Annotated in this window: 10 protein-coding genes; 5 read left to right on the top strand and 5 right to left on the bottom strand. The window is 37.5% G+C overall.

What is annotated here, in order from left to right:
* The first annotated feature begins 99 nt into the window (after positions 1–99).
* The 5 genes from ACFINL_RS01640 (at position 100) to ACFINL_RS01620 (ending at position 8,414) form a co-directional block, all read left to right on the top strand.
* Positions 100–1,131: an AAA family ATPase gene (locus tag ACFINL_RS01640; protein ID WP_375649399.1), complete on the top strand. Its 1,032-nt coding sequence runs from the start codon at positions 100–102 to the stop codon at positions 1,129–1,131.
* Positions 1,132–2,043, top strand: coding sequence for a DUF58 domain-containing protein (locus ACFINL_RS01635; protein WP_375649394.1), 912 nt, complete (start codon positions 1,132–1,134; stop codon positions 2,041–2,043).
* Positions 2,040–4,838, top strand: a complete 2,799-nt coding sequence (locus ACFINL_RS01630) for a DUF4159 domain-containing protein (RefSeq protein WP_375649387.1) — start codon at positions 2,040–2,042, stop codon at positions 4,836–4,838. Before ACFINL_RS01635 ends, ACFINL_RS01630 begins: the two co-directional genes overlap by 4 nt.
* Positions 4,835–6,931, top strand: a complete 2,097-nt coding sequence (locus ACFINL_RS01625) for a glutamine amidotransferase (protein ID WP_375649380.1) — start codon at positions 4,835–4,837, stop codon at positions 6,929–6,931. Before ACFINL_RS01630 ends, ACFINL_RS01625 begins: the two co-directional genes overlap by 4 nt.
* A 598-nt stretch (positions 6,932–7,529) precedes the next feature.
* Positions 7,530–8,414, top strand: coding sequence for a metallophosphoesterase family protein (locus ACFINL_RS01620; protein WP_375611167.1), 885 nt, complete (start codon positions 7,530–7,532; stop codon positions 8,412–8,414).
* Between the two features lie 1,375 nt (positions 8,415–9,789).
* Here ACFINL_RS01620 and ACFINL_RS01615 read toward each other — a convergent pair.
* From ACFINL_RS01615 to ACFINL_RS01595, 5 genes are all read right to left on the bottom strand, one after another.
* On the bottom strand, positions 9,790–10,614 hold the full coding sequence (locus tag ACFINL_RS01615; protein WP_375611166.1) for an outer membrane protein: 825 nt from the start codon (positions 10,612–10,614) through the stop codon (positions 9,790–9,792).
* 451 nt (positions 10,615–11,065) lie between these two features.
* Positions 11,066–13,990, bottom strand: a complete 2,925-nt coding sequence (locus ACFINL_RS01610) for a bifunctional [glutamine synthetase] adenylyltransferase/[glutamine synthetase]-adenylyl-L-tyrosine phosphorylase (protein WP_375649373.1) — start codon at positions 13,988–13,990, stop codon at positions 11,066–11,068.
* Positions 13,991–14,080: 90 nt separating this feature from the next.
* On the bottom strand, positions 14,081–15,463 hold the full coding sequence (locus ACFINL_RS01605) for an ATP-binding protein (RefSeq protein WP_375610111.1): 1,383 nt from the start codon (positions 15,461–15,463) through the stop codon (positions 14,081–14,083).
* Positions 15,460–16,146 (bottom strand): response regulator transcription factor, encoded by a 687-nt coding sequence (locus tag ACFINL_RS01600; RefSeq protein WP_273791552.1) that lies wholly within the window; start codon positions 16,144–16,146, stop codon positions 15,460–15,462. Before ACFINL_RS01600 ends, ACFINL_RS01605 begins: the two co-directional genes overlap by 4 nt.
* A gap of 72 nt (positions 16,147–16,218) precedes the next feature.
* Entirely contained in the window at positions 16,219–17,730 is a 1,512-nt protein-coding gene (locus tag ACFINL_RS01595) for a Do family serine endopeptidase (RefSeq protein WP_375649366.1), read from the bottom strand.
* Between the last annotated feature and the right edge of the window lie 22 nt (positions 17,731–17,752).

The raw sequence follows: 17,752 nt of genomic DNA, 5'->3' as shown, positions 1-17,752 counted from the left end.
ATACTTCATTTCTTCTCATTTTCTGTTACAAACAATAAGATATCCATTATCATGCAGAGAAAATTACCATTTTTGCGACAAACGCCTTAAGGAAGAAATATGAGTCAACATGATCCATCATCCAATTCTATAAAAAAGGTCAATATCAATCATGAAGCTCAAGTCATTATTGATGATATTGATACGGCACACAAAGAATTGGATATTTTACAAAAAGAAATTGACAAAGTTATTTTTGGGCAAAATCAGGTAATCGAAAATGCTTTAATCGCTATTTTTGCTGGTGGTCACGCCCTTCTTGTCGGTGCTCCAGGACTTGCAAAAACACGTCTTGTTGAAACATTGGGAACAGTCTTAGGGCTTGATGAAAAACGCATCCAATTCACTCCTGACTTAATGCCATCGGATATTATTGGTTCTGAAATTATGGATTCCGATAAAGACGGTAAACGTTCTTTTCGATACATTCAAGGTCCTATTTTTACGCAACTTCTCATGGCCGATGAAATCAATCGTGCTTCCCCACGGACACAGTCAGCCCTTTTACAAGCTATGCAAGAATATCATGTTACTGTTGCAGGTACCCGTTATGATTTGCCACAACCTTTTCATGTTCTTGCAACGCAAAATCCTCTCGAACAAGAAGGGACCTATCCACTTCCTGAAGCACAACTGGATCGCTTTTTGATGCAAATCGATATTGACTATCCTGACCTCACAACAGAGCGACGGATTATTTTAGAAACAACAAAAGAAAAAAAATCAAATGCAAAACCAATTTTATCCGGCAAAAAATTGCAAAAAATTCAAAATATCGTTCGCAAAATGCCTCTTTCAGAAAATGTGATTGAAGCTATTTTAAAAATTGTCCGCTCATCTCGCCCTCATAAAGACAATAGCCTTGCTAATACTTATGTTTCTTGGGGACCTGGTCCACGGGCATCACAAGCCCTTTCACTTTGTGTTCGCGCTCGTGCTCTTTATTATGGACGCTTAGCTCCTTCACTTGATGATGTTGAAGCATTGGCCTATCCCGTATTACAACACCGCATGGCTCTTAATTTTTCTGCCCGTGCTGAAGATATAACCGTAAAAGATATTATTAATAACCTTGTGAAAGATGCTCTTTGAATGGCTCTTGGCAAAAAAGTTTTACAAAAGCCTCCATTGTCGCTGGCAAATGAACTGCATAAGGATACTGGCAAAATGCCATATTTCCTTTTACAAGCGCGTCATATCGCTAATACATTGATAACCGGATGGCATAGACAACGTAAAAGCGGTAATGGGGAAAACTTTTGGCAATTTCGTCCCTATATGGAAGGAGAATCCATTAGCCGCATTGACTGGCGTCGCTCAGCGCGTGATGAAAATACATATCTCCGTGAACATGAATGGCAAATGACACAAACCGTTTGGCTTTGTCCTGATCAGAGCGCATCAATGCATTACTGTTCGCGCTTTTCTAAAATCTCTAAAGGTAATCATGCCATTATTCTTACCCTTACCTTGGCATCCCTTCTTGCACGCAGTGGCGAACATATTGCTATTCCCAACTTAATGTCCCCCACAATGACATCCAATGTCGTAGAACGAATAGCCTTTGCTTTAGAAAATCATTCCGATGAAAATTTATTTCCGGATTTTTCAACGATTACACGCTTTTCACATGTCGTTATAATGAGTGATTTTCTCGATTATCCTGAAAAAATCATCCAACATTTAACCGTTTTAACTACAAAACAGGTGACAGCTCATTTAATTGAAATCTCTGATCCCGCAGAAGAAAGCTTTCCCTACACAGGTCACACAGAATTTTTGGATCCTGAAACGAAAGAGAAACATGTTTCCACTAAAGCAGAAGATCTTCGTAGGAGCTATTGTAAACTATATCACGCAAGGCGACAAGAATTGGTAAATTTTTGCGCACGCCAAGGATGGTCTTATCACGTTAGTACAACAGATCAACCTTTAACAGAGACCATTTTTCATCTTGCAAATACAATGAGCGACTCTCCATTGCAAAAAAGGAGGGCACTTTGAGTTTTGCTGCTCCCTTTCTGTTACTAGGGCTTTTGTTCCTACCGGTCATTTGGTGGCTGTTGCGGATAACTCCTCCATCTCCGCGTAAAGAGCTTTTTCCCCCTTTTCGCTTCTTACCCAAACCAACTCATCAACAAGAAACAGCAAAACATACACCTTGGTGGTTGCTCTTGTTGCGTTTAACCATAGCGGCACTTGTTATCATAGCTCTAGCACGCCCCACTTGGAATCAAAAACCAATAAGCTTTTCTGGGTCTCAACCCCTTGCACTCATTATTGATAATGGTTGGGTTTCTGTAAAAGAATGGAAACAGCGCATCTCTATCGCTGAAATGCTCCTTGCACAGGCAGAAAAACAGCAAAAAAATATTTATCTTGTTGCAACGGCTGAAAATAATATCTCCAATATAGAGCCCCAACCAGCCAAGATTATAAAACAGCATTTAATGCATTTGCAACCGCGTCCTTGGCCTGTCAACCGTGTGCATGCCTTCAAAAAACTCAGCGAAATAACCAAAGGAAAACCTCTTGATATTGCTTATTTAAGTGATGGATTACAAACAAATGAAGATGAGCAAGCTTTTGCTCTTCTTGAAGAATTAAAACCTAGAAACTTCTTGTGGTATTTGACTGATATTTCCGATTTAACCGGCATAACATCCATAGAAAATAACAATGGAAACATGGGCGCGCGTATTATCCGCTCAACAACACACAGTAATACTCCCGCTATACTCAGCCTTTACGATTCAAATAATCAACTTCTCGGTCAATTTACGAACAATTTCTCTGAAGGAGAAACAACAGCACTTGTTCCTTTTAATGTACCACTTGAACTACGCAATGATATCGCTTGGATAAAAATAAACAATCAAAACCATGCTGCTGCAACCTTCTTGGTAGACAGCCATAACAGGATAAGCCGTGTTGCTCTTCTCTCACCCGATACTAATGAAATGGCACAGCCTTTACTTGCTCCATTTTATTACATTATCAAAGCCTTACAAGGTCATACACAGCTTATAACAGCCGGTGGAAGAGAACTTTCAACGGATATTGATCATTTGCTTAAACAAAATCCATCTGTTTTGATTATGGGTGACATTGTTAACATACCCCCAAAAGCAGAAAAAAAACTTTCTGATTTTGTGAATAAAGGGGGAACACTCATCCGCTTTGCAGGAGAAAAACTCAGTAGCGCAGAACATTACGATAACCTTCTTCCGATACCACTGCGCCCAGGTCAACGTTCCCTTGGAAGTATTATGTCTTGGACAAAACCACAAAAGCTTGCACCTTTTGCAAAAAATAGCTTTTTCTTTGGTCTTCCCTGTCCAGGAGATGTTACTGTCTCGCGCCAAATCCTCGCAGAACCAACCCCAGATCTTTTTGAAAAAACGTGGCTTAGCCTTTCGGATGGAACTCCTCTTATTACCGCAGCAAAACGTGGTAAAGGAACCCTCATTCTCATTCATGTTGCTCCTGACCCAACATGGTCTAACCTTCCTCTTTCTGGCTTTTTTGCACAAATGCTGCAAAAATTAATCACATTAGGTTCTAACGAAAACACAAACCTAACACACAGAGAAAAAAGAACAGTGATACAAAACCCTTGGCGAACTATAGCCGTTGACGGACAATTACAAGTACCACCCTCTGATGTTGTTCCTTTGATCTTTGACTCTCAAAATCCACCCCATCCTTCCTACCATACTCCCCCAGGACTTTATGGTGCCAAAAACAATTTTTATGCACTCAATCTCTTAACTCATTCGTCGCACTTGATGAAACAATCATCATTGCCAACTTCTCTTAATAAAAGCCCTTTATCTTACGATACAAAAGAAAAAAATCTTATCGGTCCACTTTTAGGATTAGCCATCTTATTATTCGCCTTTGACAATTTTCTCATTTTATGGATGGGAGATATTTTTTCTTTCATGAAACGGCGTAATATGTTTCTCGTCCCCTTTATAAGTCTTATTGCCTTGTTTTCATATGATCCAACTCTTCATGCACAAACGAAAGAAAATCATCATGATAGTGTACAAGCTGCTGGCGCAACACATCTTGCCTATGTTATAACCAATAATCATGAAATTGATACAACGAGTAAAAGTGGTCTAGAAGCGTTAAGTCAATTTATCGCAGAGCGCACAATGCTTACCCTTGGCTCTGTTACAGCACTTGATCTCGATAAAGATGAACTCTCTTTTTATCCTCTTATTTACTGGCCAATTGATGTTAAGAGTCCTATACCAACCCCCAAAAGCCTTGAAAAAATAAATAACTTTATGAAACATGGGGGAACAATTTTATTTGACACGCGCGATCAGATAAAGAGCAATCTTAATCTTGAAGGAGACGCTACTCCAGAAACGCAAAGATTACGAGATATCTTAAAAGAGTTAAATATTCCATCCATTGAGCCAGCATCAACAGATCATGTTGTTGCACGTTCTTTTTATATTATGCCAGATTTTCCTGGTCTCTACCGTGGTTCACCTTTATGGGTTGAATCCTCATCAACAAACAAAAAAAATAAAAACTCTCTTGCCAACGGCGATAACGTAAGCTCCCTTCTCATCACCGCAAATAACTTTGCTGGGGCTTGGGCACTCGATGAAAAAGGGGCATGGAAATATCCCCTTGTTCCCAATGATCCAATGCAACGTCTATGGGCATTTCGTGCAGGTTTAAATATTGTCCTTTATGTGCTTACAGGAAACTATAAAGCGGATCAAGTGCATGTTCCAGCACTCTTGGAACGCTTTAAAAGAGAAAGAAGGCAATGATATCATTTTTCACTTTTCAGCCTTTTTTACCACTCTTTTGGATTCTGCTCTTAAGCGGAATATCGATTCTTTTTGTCGTTGTTGGTCTTGTTACGCAACGGCAAGGTTCTTTATTTCGTCTGATGGCATTAAGCGCCCTTATCCTTGCTTTGCTCAATCCAATGATCATAAAAGAACAGCGCGAACCACTGAAAAGCACAGTAGGCATTGTCATTGACCGCAGCAAAAGCCAATCATTTGGAACACGTACAAATGATAGTGATGAAGCGCGCAGGCAATTAGTCGAAACACTGGCGCATTATCCACAATTTGAACCACGCTTTATTGAAGCTGGGAAACTTGCTGATAATCAATATGCACCCTCAACGAATTTGTTTGAAGCTTTAACACAAGCATTATCTGATGTACCGTTCTCTCGTTATGCAGGAACCATTTTTATCACCGATGGACAAGTGCATGACATCCCTGACCTATCAGATCTTCATCATGAAGCACCTCTCAATGCCCTGATTACAGGATACTCAGATGAATTTGATCGCCAAATCAAGTTTATTTCTCCTCCACGCTTTGCCCTTGTCAACAAACCACAAACGCTCTCCATTTTGGTAGAAGATAAAGGCCCCGCCAAAAAAACAATATCAGAGAAAGCAAATATTACACTAAGCGTCAATGGACAAGACATTGGCCATTATTCTGTAACTCCTGGCGTGATTTTTCAAACTGAAATTACCCTTCCTCATGCTGAAAAAAATATTATCCAAGTTATAACTGATCCACACAAAGGTGAACTAAGCTTGGAAAACAACCGCGCCATAACAATTATTGAAGGAATCAGAGAAAATTTACGCGTTCTTCTTATTTCAGGTGCTCCTTATAATGGAGAACGGACATGGCGAGACCTTTTGAAAGGTGACTCCAATATTGATCTTGTTCACTTTACTATTTTGCGTCCCCCCACCAAAGCAGATAATACGCCCTCAAGCCAATTATCCTTAGTGGTCTTTCCCACAAGAAAACTCTTTGTTAAAGAAATTAATAACTTTGATCTCATCATCCTTGATGGCTACCAGCACTCTACTGTTCTCCCCTTAATCTATTATGATTATATCGCCCAATATGTACAAAAGGGGGGTGCATTGTTGATGGTAACAGGACCTGAATTTACCCAAAAAAACTCACTTGCGAAAACACCTTTAATAAGCATTCTACCGGCATTGCCCAATGGAACTATTATTGAAAAACCTTTTCGCCCCACATTAACCAAAGAAGGTGAGCGCCATCCTGTCACAAGGGGTCTTGCAACACTTAACCTTCCCGCTTCTCAATGGGGGCAATGGTTGCGACAAATTGCTATTCAAAACATAAATAACGGAATCGCCCTCATGAAAGGAGCGGATGAACAACCACTTTTACTTCTCTCCCATGTTGATAAAGGACGTGTGGGCATGTTGCTTTCTGATGAAAGTTGGCTTTGGGCACGAGGTTTCGAAGGCGGTGGTCCTTATGCTGCTCTTTATCGTCGTATTGCCCATTGGCTCATGAAAGAACCAGAACTTGAGGAAGAAAAATTAAGTGCGACCAGCAGCCATCATCATTTAACAATTCGCCGCCAAACTCTAAAAGACCATCCAGAACCCGCTGAAATAATCTTTCCCTCTGGAAAAAAAGAAAATATTACTCTGACCAAAGAGAAAGAAGGCCTTTTTACTGCAACTGTGACCACTGATGAGACAGGAATTTTTAACATTAAAAATGGCGGTTTAACAATACTTTCTTCTGTAGGGATGCTCGATAATCTTGAGTTGTTTGACTTGATTTCAACACAAGAAAAACTAGCCCCCATTATTAAGCACACTGGTGGCTACATCGGACGTTTACACCCTGAAGGAAAAGAAAACATTCATCTTCCTCCATTTAAGCTGATTCAATCAAAAACAAGTCCGTCCTCTTCCCCAGCACATTCAATTGTTCTGAAAGAAGCAACAGAAACCCGTTTAATCAATACCTTTTATTTTTCGATATTTTCTGGTTTTTTTGCACTGCTTGCTTGCCTTTTACTGTTGAGCAGCATGTGGTATTATGAAGGCCGTTAAAAAGTCTGAGATTTCGTATAATAGTTTTAAAATTCAGCTTATCTTTTTACGTATTTACTTGTCTTTTGTAATTAGATAACGTATTGATTTATAACTCAAAATACAGTGGAATTCTCCTTATTTCCAATATCCTCATATTAAAACAATAAAAAACATTCTCTTGCGTATTATTAGAAGGGATGCTGTATGGATAGAAACCATTGAAGAAAAGAGTGAAATACCTCTTATGAATCCTCTTAAAGCAAAGCAAGGATTTTCATAAAATTGGGGGAAAATAGTATGATGTTTTTTATTTGCACCTTGTATTAAGTGTAGAGATGGTAGTGTACAGTAAGCCCTATATAGTTCACAGAAGCTTTCCATTATAATATCGAGTACCATCGTGAAATTAGCTCAAACGCATTGAGAAATGTTTTTTTTTACAAATATGTGAATCTACAACACAATGATATTTTATTAGGGATATTCTATTTGGAACATTCCGCTTGAGACATTCTTTTTTGCAAGCTAATTTTCATTTTACAATCTTTCTTGCCTTTAAGCACTAACTTATCTTATGTTTATTCTTTAAATCGTTTTTAATACTTTACGAGCTTTTATGTTTTATCTTGCCCATATATCGGATGTACATCTTTCCCCTCTCCCGCAACCTTCCCTTTTTGAACTTTCTGGGAAACGTCTTACCGGTTATCTGAACTGGCAAAAAAAACGTAAGAGTCAGATGGCAACAGATGTCCTAGAAACTTTAATAGATGCCTTGAACAAAACAAAACCTGATCACCTTGTGATCTCTGGTGATCTTGTAAATCTTGCTCTCGATAAAGAATTTGTACAAGCTCATCGTTGGCTACTTAACCTAGGAAAACCTCAAGATATTTCTTTGACATTTGGAAATCACGATGCCTATGTCCGGGGCGCTTTACAAAAAGCATGCACTCTCTTTAAACCTTGGATTACAGGTGACATCCCTCAAAAAAGTGCCTTTCCTTATATGCGCATTCGCAAAGATGTTGCCATCATAGCAGCTTCTTCAGCCATTGCGACATTGCCTTTTCAAGCTTCTGGCTATTTTGGTAAAATGCAAGCGCAAACTTTACCGCTCTTTTTAAAGGAAGCAGCACAGCGCAACCTTTTTCGTGTCGTCATGATTCACCACCCCCCCTTTCCAAAGGCAACGTCTTGGCATAAAAAACTACGGGATATAAAACGTTTTCTAGACATTATCAAATACCACGGTTGTGAGCTTATTCTTCACGGACATACTCATTTACCCACATTGAATTACATTGAAGGACCAATTAAAAAAATTCCTATTGTTGGTGTTCCTTCCGCATCACAAGCTTTTGGTGATAAAAAACCGCCCGCAGGCTTTAATTTATTTTCCATTGAACGCTTACAAAATCAATGGCATTGCCAATTACAACGTTATAGCATTATCAACCCCAAAAACGAGATTGCATGTACTGAAACAATTAATCTTTAAACACCTTCATAGTTGCCCAAACAACAAAAAATAAAAACATTTTTATTTCACATCCCTTTGGAAATCATAATTCTTATTTCCCTTTTTCTCCTTAAAAGATAAAGTTTCACCTTCTCTGTCAATAGATCAATTTTTCTCAGACAGTTCCATCTGCTGCCCCACTTATGTGACTAGCTTTTTACAAACTTATCGGTTTTCTTCCTTCCCGCTCTAAAGGACGAAAATTCTACCACATCTGATTTATAAATAATTCGGATTCTTGTCTCACGGGTTCCAGCTGCTAATTGCGCATGTGATTTACTTCACAAAGCTCTACACATAAACCCTGCTTTGAATTTCATCATCCACTCCTCCAAAAGCATCTAATGCCTAAAATCCTTATATTATTACAATGATGATATTTTATAGAATAATAGAGACGCTCATTCAGCTTCTATACCTGAAAATCAATGGCTAAAAAAGCCAAATAATAACTAAAGTATATAATTTAAATAACCCAACCTACTTGTGATTCATAAACAAATGATGTTGATTGATTTATCGTAAATAGATTTGAAATGATCCATTACTATTTCACTCGAAATTTATTATCGTACATTAAAAAATTAGGAAAATAATAGATTATATTTCGATAACAGACATAGGTAATAATGTTTTTTATGTCTCAATAAATTCCTAATTTTCTCTCTATTTTTTCCTATAAATCACTTTATAATACTCTTTATAATTATTTTATTATTGAATTATATTGCGGATGTAATTTTACGTTCTTTAGAATTTTTTTGCGAGCTTTTTGTTATTAAATAAAATATTTTACGATACCGCAAAACAGAAAAGTTGATTGTATGAAAAATCTTTCAAATAAAATAAAATGCCATTAGCTTGCCAATTCACATGTTGGTTTAAAAAAGCATCTTTTAAAGCACCCAAACCCATTTCCCGACGGTACCTATGAATGATGTAATGTTAAGTCCATTTAGCAACACCATCTTCACGTTTATGGAAAAGCAAGCTAGTATCAAAATCTCACACTTTGCCACCCCCTAATGTAGCGACAGCCTTTAGCACTTAAAATGGTTCATAAGAAGCATTTTTATTCTTTCTTTAATGTTTTTATCTCACGACGCCCCCTCTTTTTGACGTGCAAAAGACATGGTTTTGATCGGTTCAATATGGTATAGGTTTAAAATGAGAAAATCTTATGACACTTGGGTCTCTCACTCAACATGACAAAAAGTAATTTATGTTTACAAATCAAAGTATTGTTCGAATAAAATAGTAGCTCTTTTGAGTAAAGGATATTTACTAGAACATATCTGAAAAATAAAAGCCTCATTCGAAAATGAGACTTTTGAAGTGTTTAATTCTGCAAAAATTAAAATTTATAAGCTACACCCACACGAAAATCATTTGTCTTGTAGCCCATTTCAAATTTATCCTGTATGAACTTCTTTTTGCCAAAATCTGAATAACGATATTCTGCACGTACAATAATATTATCAGTCATTGCAAAATCAATACCACCTCCAAGGGTATAACCAATCATGGTCTTTTTTTCATCATGCAACCAATCAGAAAAATCAACTTCTCCATTTTTGCTATCAGCTACTGCCGCAAAAATATTCTGAAGCTGCGTATAAGCAATCCCTCCAGAAATATAAGGCATCATACGCTCAATCGCAAAACCAACTCTCACCCGTGTAGCACCAGCCCATTTTTGTTTTAAAGTATGACGTACAGCTTTAATAGGTGTTGTCGAATCCTCCTCATGCAAATCTCTTGTTAGACTTGTTTTTTCTACAAGTTTTGGTGTTTCTTCAGTTGAACTTTTTTTCGGTAGATTGACATCTTTAGAATTCTTTTTACCAAACCACATAATATCTGTATCAATACCTATAATAAAACTATTATCGATATCAATATTGGAACCTGCATAAACGCCCCCGATAAAACCAGAAAGTTTAGGTAAATTCTCCTTTCCAATTGGATTCCATATCCCTGTCTCATGTTTTAAATAACTTGCAGTTGTTTTACCTGAAAAGTTACCAATCTGTCCTCCAAGATAAAATCCTGTCCAAGACAAAGCAGGTGCTGGAATAACAGGAACAGGTTGTTCAGGAATAACGATATCCGACGCCTGTACTACAGAAATTGAAATTAAAGAAAATATAGATGTTGAGGCTAAATACTTTGTAATCATAATTGCTCCCCTAAAAGCTAATGTGATACATAAATAATGATAAATCGTTTCACAATTTTTTGAAAAAATCTATAGCAAAAATGACACAGTTAAAAAATTAAAATTAGTTTTAAATAAAGCTTAAATATTATTTATAATTTCCAGAAGCTATTAATCTATAGTAGCTTTTATAGCTTCATATTGATCATTATTACCTAGAATTATATAAATAATTATAATGTCAATTTTTTGAAAAAATGAGATACCGCTCATAAAAAATATGATTCACTAAATTAATCACTCACCGCTTTTTGTATAAAGAATGATACCTAGAATGGAGAATTTTTTCATCACACTTGAAAAAACAGTAGAGAACTTCACTCTAACCCTCTCAAGCGTCTATGAAATGAAAGACAAAAATTAATATATAAAAATGGAATTAATAATTTTTATTTATTCTTATAGAATTATTTTAATATTTCATGATTTTTGTAAAAACTGAACAGACCAATTGCCCAGTTTCTGCAATTAATTTTTCCACACGAAGCAAATCAGGTTCCCCAACACTATTCAACAAAAGGTCACTTAATCCAGGTGGCATGTCATTGGGATCAAGAGAATCATTTAAGCAAAGCCGTATAATTTGACTCAAATTTGTATAAAGACGATAGGCATAATGTAAATCAGCAATACATGACTGATTAAGAAAACTGTTTGGTAAGTGATCTAAAATATCCGCTGTCGTCGCTCCAATTTGAAACTCAATGACATGCGTAATAAGAGAAAATTGAGCAATAAACTCCAAATCCATAATGCCACCAGACATCGTTTTTAAATCCCATTGATTTTTTGGCGGCTTTTCTTTTGCAATCAAGGCACGCATTTCACATACTTCTTTTGCAACTTCCTTCTTATCACGAGAAATAGCAATAATTGCACACACTTCATTTTCTAGCTTTTGTAAAAAATCAGGGTCTCCTGCAATGCCTCGAGCCCTTGTTAAAGCAAGATATTCCCATATCCATGCTTCTTGGCGATAATACTTTTTAAAAAATGGAAAAGAAACAGCAATAGGTCCTTTATTGCCTAATGGCCGTAACCTTAAATCAACGACATAAAGAATACCTTGGCTTGTAAGAGTGGATAAAGCAGAAACGAGGCGTTGTGCTAAACGCGTATAATATTGAGAGATATAAAGAGGCTTTTCTCCATCAGATATTTCTGCATCATCATCGTGTTCATAAAGCAAAACGAGGTCAACATCGGAATCTGCTGTTAATTCGCGACTTCCAAGCTTCCCCATACCCAATATGCCAACACGCCCCCCTTTAATACGACCATGAAGACGAGAAAATTCCTCTTGAACAGTAGCAAATGTTTTTGTAATCATAAGATCAGCAAGCGCAGTAAAAGCAAAACCCGCTCTTTCTCCTGTAATTGTACCGTTTAAAATTCGAATACCAATCAAAAAACGTTGTTCATCTGCAAAAATCCTTAAATGGTCAAGAATTTCCTCATAAGAAAGAACATTTTCAAGAAAATATTCAAGCCGTTTTTCTAAGTACGTTTTGGTCGGTAATTCTGAAAGAATATTCGGATCTAACATTCCATCAAAAACATGGGACCTGCGTGCAATAATTTCTGCAAGACGTGGAGCAGCCCCCATAATAAGGACAAGCATATCCAAAAGAGAAGGATTAGACTGCAAAAGACTAAAAAGCTGAATTCCTGAAGGTAAGCCCTGTAAAAAACCATCAAAACGTAACATCGCCTCATCAGCTCGTTTTGTCCCACCAAAAGCTTTCAAAAGAGCTGGTGTTAATTCCGTTAATCTCTCGCGTGCTTCGGCTGATTGCGTTGCTTTATAACGACCAAAATGGAGCGTGCGCATAATACGACAAATATCACTTGCTCTTTCGAAGCCTAAACGGCTTAACGTTATTAATGTCTCCGGATCATCTTCTTCACCGGTAAAAACTAAATTACCAATTTCTAAACCAAGTTCTTGCTCATTCTCAAACAGTGCAGCATAATGTTTTTCAACAATCTGAAGTGTTTTTAATAAATCACGGATAAAACTGCTCCTGTCTTGATAACCCATTAAATAGGCAACACTCGTGAATTGAGCAGTATCATTTGGAAGAAGATGTGTTTGTTCATCGAAAAGCATTTGAATACGATGTTCCACATTTCGAAGAAAAGCATAACTTTTTATAAGGCTATTTCTCGTTTTCTCACTGATCCAACCAAGCGTGTGAAGTTCTGCTAACATTGCAACTGTCTGACGTCCACGTAATTGAGGAAAACGTCCACCAGCAATGAGCTGCTGTGTCTGAACAAAAAACTCAATCTCACGAATACCACCACGACCTAACTTTATATTATGCCCATAAGCTGCAATTTGACCGTAATTTTTATGCGCATGAATTTGACGTTTGATCGAATGAATATCAGCAATAGCAGCATAATCTAAATATTTCCGCCACACATAGGGAAAAAGCTCTTTGAGAAAGTTAAAACCTGCCCTCTTATCACCAGCAACTGGACGTGCTTTAATCATGGCTGCTCGTTCCCAATTTTGCCCACGCCCTTCGTAATAACGCAATGCAGTCCTTACTGGTAAGGCCAAAGGGGTTGAACCTGGATCTGGACGAAGACGAAAATCAAGACGAAAAACATATCCTTCCGCAGTGCGTTCTTGAATGATACGGATTAATCGGCGTACCATTTTAGAAAATACGTCAACACTTTCAGAAAGATTACCAATATGAGGTGATGTTTCATCAATGAAAACAATAAGATCAATATCAGAAGAATAATTAAGTTCCCCTGCTCCTAACTTTCCCATCCCTAAAATAATTAAACCACAGTCTTTTTCTGGATTCTCACGGCTTAATAAATTGATCTTACCATGATCATGCGCTTCTCTTAATAGAAAACGTAGTGCTACACTTAATGCTGCTTCGCCCAAACGTGTCAACCAAGCACATGAAACTTCGTAAGTAAAAACACCACCCAAATCAGCTAAAGCAATAAGAACATGCGCTTCTCGTTTTTTGCGCCTTAAAGCAGCCATCAATGAAGTTTCATTTATAGCTTCATCTTTATCAATAGCTGTAATATCATCTATAATTTCGCTCAGCCTTGTTTCTATATCAACATTTAATAAAGCACTAAGATATGATGGGTTGGCAATTAAAACCTCACGCAAAAAAGGAGATAAGGTCATAACCGAACTGATAAAATCAATCTGCGTTCCACTCTCTGAAATGATGGAAACAAGCGATTCTAAACCTTCTTTCCTTGCTTGTTCTTCCATGTCTTTTAACCATTGGGAACCACTTTTATCGAGAGGACATAAAGGGAGAAGCTGTGTTTTTAAAAAAGCTTGTTTCATCTCTGCTCCCTTGAAAAGCATTTTGCTTTCCTTTCTATTGCTTTATACTTTTAAAATAGTTGTTACGTATGAAAGTGAAGAAAAATATCTTTAAGGAAATAACAAAACAGCCCTAAGCCCTGGATTTGCATTTTCAAGTAACAATTCACCCCCGTGAAGCTTCATAACCGCTTTTGCTATACTTAAACCAATCCCAAACCCAGGTTGTGTGCGGCTTTCTTCAAGACGAACAAATCGTTCTGTCACTTTTTCACGTTTATCCTCTGCTATTCCTGGTCCATTATCGCTCACAACAACTAATAAATGTTCATCACGATATTCCATTGATAAGCAAACCTTCGCTTGCCTTCCACCTTTAGGCGCATATTTAATTGCATTATCTATAAGATTAAAAATTGATTGTGCAACAAGCTCACGATTCAATTTTAGCTCTTTATCAAATATATCTCCCAACTGAAGTAAAACACCTGACTCTTCAGCAAAAGGTTCGTAAAGCTCAACAGCATCCTCAATAATCAGTTTCATATTCATCATTTCAAGATGTTCAATTGCACTGCTGGCCTCAATACGTGAAATCATTAAAATCGCATTGAACGTACAAATAAGTTGATCTGATTCTGCAATAACCCTATCAAGGACCTGACGATATTCAAGCTTTGTCTTATTTCCTGAAAGCGCTTCTTCAGCGCGATTTCTAAGACGCGTTAACGGCGTTTTCAGATCATGAGCAATATTATCTGATACTTGACGTAAACCAATATTTAACTCTTCAATGCGGTCTAACATAACATTAAGATTGGTTGACAATCGATCAAACTCATCCCCTACTCCAGAAACAGGTAAACGCCCACTGAAATCACCATCCATCAAGCGCTGTGATGCAGCCGTTACATGATCAATCCTTTGTAAAGCTCTCCTGCCAACAAAAAACCATATGAGTAAAGCGCCTCCAACCATTGCAGCAAGTGCAATGATCACAGCTTTGCGAATAACAACAGCAAAACGTTCTGGCTCATCCAAATCACGTCCTATAAGAATCTTCATAGCATTAGGTAAATCAACAATAACCGCCAAAGCGCGATGTTCACTTGTTTTGCCATGTTCTCCAAAACGGGAATACAAAAAAGAGGTAGAAATAAAACCACTCTGATTCAAAAGACCTAATTCAATACGTGCTACATTTCCAGCTAAAATACGCCCCATAGAATCTGTAACAAGATAAAGAAATGCTCCTGGTTGTCTTGAACGATAATCAATAGTGCGCATTAATAAGGATAATCCCCCATAATTATAAGCATTTTCAATATACTTTAATTCTTCATGTAAAGCCTGTTCAGTTTGCTCTGTTAACAATGAAGCAGAAAATGCCGTCATATAAATAGAAAGTCCTGTTGCCACCAATCCAAACAATAAAATGTAAAGTGCTGAAAGCCTTAGCGCCGTCGTGCGCATTATATTAATCAAACGATTCATGCTTTGTTATCTGGTACTTTCAGCATATATCCAGCTCCACGCACTGTATGGAGAAGGGGAACATCAAAATCTTTTTCAATTTTGGCTCTCAAACGAGAGATATGGACATCAATGACATTCGTTTGTGGATCAAAATGGTAATTCCAAACGTTTTCCAAAAGCATAGTGCGTGTAACAACCTGCCCCGCATAACGCATCAAATATTCAAGTAAACGAAACTCTCGTGGTTGCAATAGAATGTTTCTATCACCTCGTTTTACCGTATGTGCTAACCGATCAAGCTCAAGATTACCTACACAGTAAACAGTTTCTGCTTCTTTAGGATTTTTCCGCCGTTGTAAAACTTCAACACGCGCAAGAAGTTCAGAAAAAGCATAAGGCTTTGTCAAATAATCATCTCCCCCTGCACGCAGCCCCGTTACACGATCATTAACTTGCCCTAAAGCAGACAGAATAAGAACCGGTGTTTCATTGCCTTTAGCGCGCAATTCAGCAATAATAGAAAGACCATCACGATGCAAAAGCATTCGGTCAACAACCATAACGTCATAATTTTCCGTGGTTGCTAAAGCATATCCCGTATCCCCATCATAAGCAACATCAACAGAATGCCCTACTTCCAAAAATGCTTTTTCGAGATAATGCCCCGTCTCATGATCATCTTCAATAACGAGTATCTTCATAAAACGTATCTCCATTATTTTATTATGTTGTAGGACAAATGTTTAATAAACATTTGTCCTACAACTAAAGCCTTATTTTTTGAAAATTGGAAGAGCAACAAAACGATTTTGATCATTTGTTCGCACTTGTAAGAGTATAGCCTTTCGTCCTAACTGCTGAGCATTTTTGATTGTGTTAATAATATCAGAGACTCGTTTAACTGGTTTATTATTTGCTGTCACAATGATATCACCAGGGCGTATCCCTTTATCTGCAGCATCTGAATCGGTATCGACATCCGTTACGACAACCCCTACACCATCATCAGAAGGCATAACAATCAAACCATAATCTTCCAATGTTTCATCTAAATCACTCTGTCCATTTGAATATTTTGAAGTCTCTTTCTTACTTTCATCTTCAGACATTGAAGCGAGTTTAACCTTTATACTCTCCTCCTTACCTGATCTCCAAATCCCTATGGTTACCATTTCTCCTGGTTTAATATTTGCAATACGTTTCGCCAGCTCACGCGCATCAGCAACTTTTTCATTATTCACTGAAATAATTACATCACCCGCTTTAATACCAGCCTTTTCTGCCGGTCCTTTTAACGGATCAGTAACCAAAGCACCTTTGGCTTCTTTCAATCCTATTGAATCGGAAATCTCCTTTGTTACCGGCTGAATCTGAACACCTAACCAACCACGTTGAACTGAACCTTTTTCAATAAGTTGTTGTACAACCTGTTTTACAGTCGCTGCTGGAATAGCAAAAGCAATCCCAACATTTCCTCCAGAAGGAGAAAAAATTGCTGTATTAACCCCAACAACCTTTCCATTAAGATCAAACGTTGGACCACCAGAGTTCCCTCTATTAACAGCAGCATCAATCTGAATAAAATCATCGTACACACCAGTGCCAATATCACGTCCACGTGCAGAAACAATACCTGCTGTCACAGTTCCACCAAGACCAAATGGATTCCCAATGGCAACAACCCAATCCCCAACACGAAGCTTTGAATCATCACCAAAATCAACATAAGAAAATTTTCTTTTATCATTCACTTTTAATACGGCAAGGTCGGTTTTTGGGTCTTTCCCAATGAGCTTTGCGTTCAATTCTGTACCATCATCAAGAACAACAGTATAACTTGTTCCGTCAGAAATCACATGATCATTGGTCACAATGTAACCATCAGATGAAATAAAAAAACCCGATCCAAAAGCAACAGGACGGAGTCTCTGCGATTGGTGCGGAAATTTATTTTTAGGTTTATCAAAATCATAAAACTCTTTAAAAAATCTTTTTAAAGGATGCTGATCTGGTAATTGATCAAGTCCTGGACCACTAAAAAAGTTGCTAAAGAACCTATCTTCTTTCTTTTTATTGCTCTTTACTTGTACTGCCACAACGGCTGGTTTCACTTGAGCAACAATATCGGCAAATCCCTGTTGTTGCATTAACGAAGTAAATACAGAACTTGCATGAGCCTTTGTCATCCACAAGCTTGATGTACATCCACTAAAAAACAGTGCACTTTCCAATATCGCAGAAAAACTCACTGCGACAAATGTTTTAAAGAAAGCCTTTTTAACCATTTATTCTATGCTCCTATTCAAT

The sequence above is a fragment of the Bartonella sp. AA78NXGY genome, from assembly GCF_042197005.1.
GTDB lineage: Bacteria > Pseudomonadota > Alphaproteobacteria > Rhizobiales > Rhizobiaceae > Bartonella.
Note: the sequence above shows the minus strand (reverse complement) of the source record. Positions and strands in the feature narration are given on the sequence as shown.

Bases quoted from the DNA above. Each gene is read 5' to 3' on its own strand.
- ACFINL_RS01640 (WP_375649399.1), top strand. From the start codon at position 100: ATGAGTCAACATGATCCATCATCCAATTCTATAAAAAAGGTCAATATC.
- ACFINL_RS01635 (WP_375649394.1), top strand. From the start codon at position 1,132: ATGGCTCTTGGCAAAAAAGTTTTACAAAAGCCTCCATTGTCGCTGGCA.
- ACFINL_RS01625 (WP_375649380.1), top strand. From the start codon at position 4,835: ATGATATCATTTTTCACTTTTCAGCCTTTTTTACCACTCTTTTGGATT.
- ACFINL_RS01620 (WP_375611167.1), top strand. From the start codon at position 7,530: ATGTTTTATCTTGCCCATATATCGGATGTACATCTTTCCCCTCTCCCG.
- ACFINL_RS01615 (WP_375611166.1), bottom strand. From the start codon at position 10,614: ATGATTACAAAGTATTTAGCCTCAACATCTATATTTTCTTTAATTTCA.
- ACFINL_RS01610 (WP_375649373.1), bottom strand. From the start codon at position 13,990: ATGAAACAAGCTTTTTTAAAAACACAGCTTCTCCCTTTATGTCCTCTC.
- ACFINL_RS01605 (WP_375610111.1), bottom strand. From the start codon at position 15,463: ATGAATCGTTTGATTAATATAATGCGCACGACGGCGCTAAGGCTTTCA.
- ACFINL_RS01600 (WP_273791552.1), bottom strand. From the start codon at position 16,146: ATGAAGATACTCGTTATTGAAGATGATCATGAGACGGGGCATTATCTC.
- ACFINL_RS01595 (WP_375649366.1), bottom strand. From the start codon at position 17,730: ATGGTTAAAAAGGCTTTCTTTAAAACATTTGTCGCAGTGAGTTTTTCT.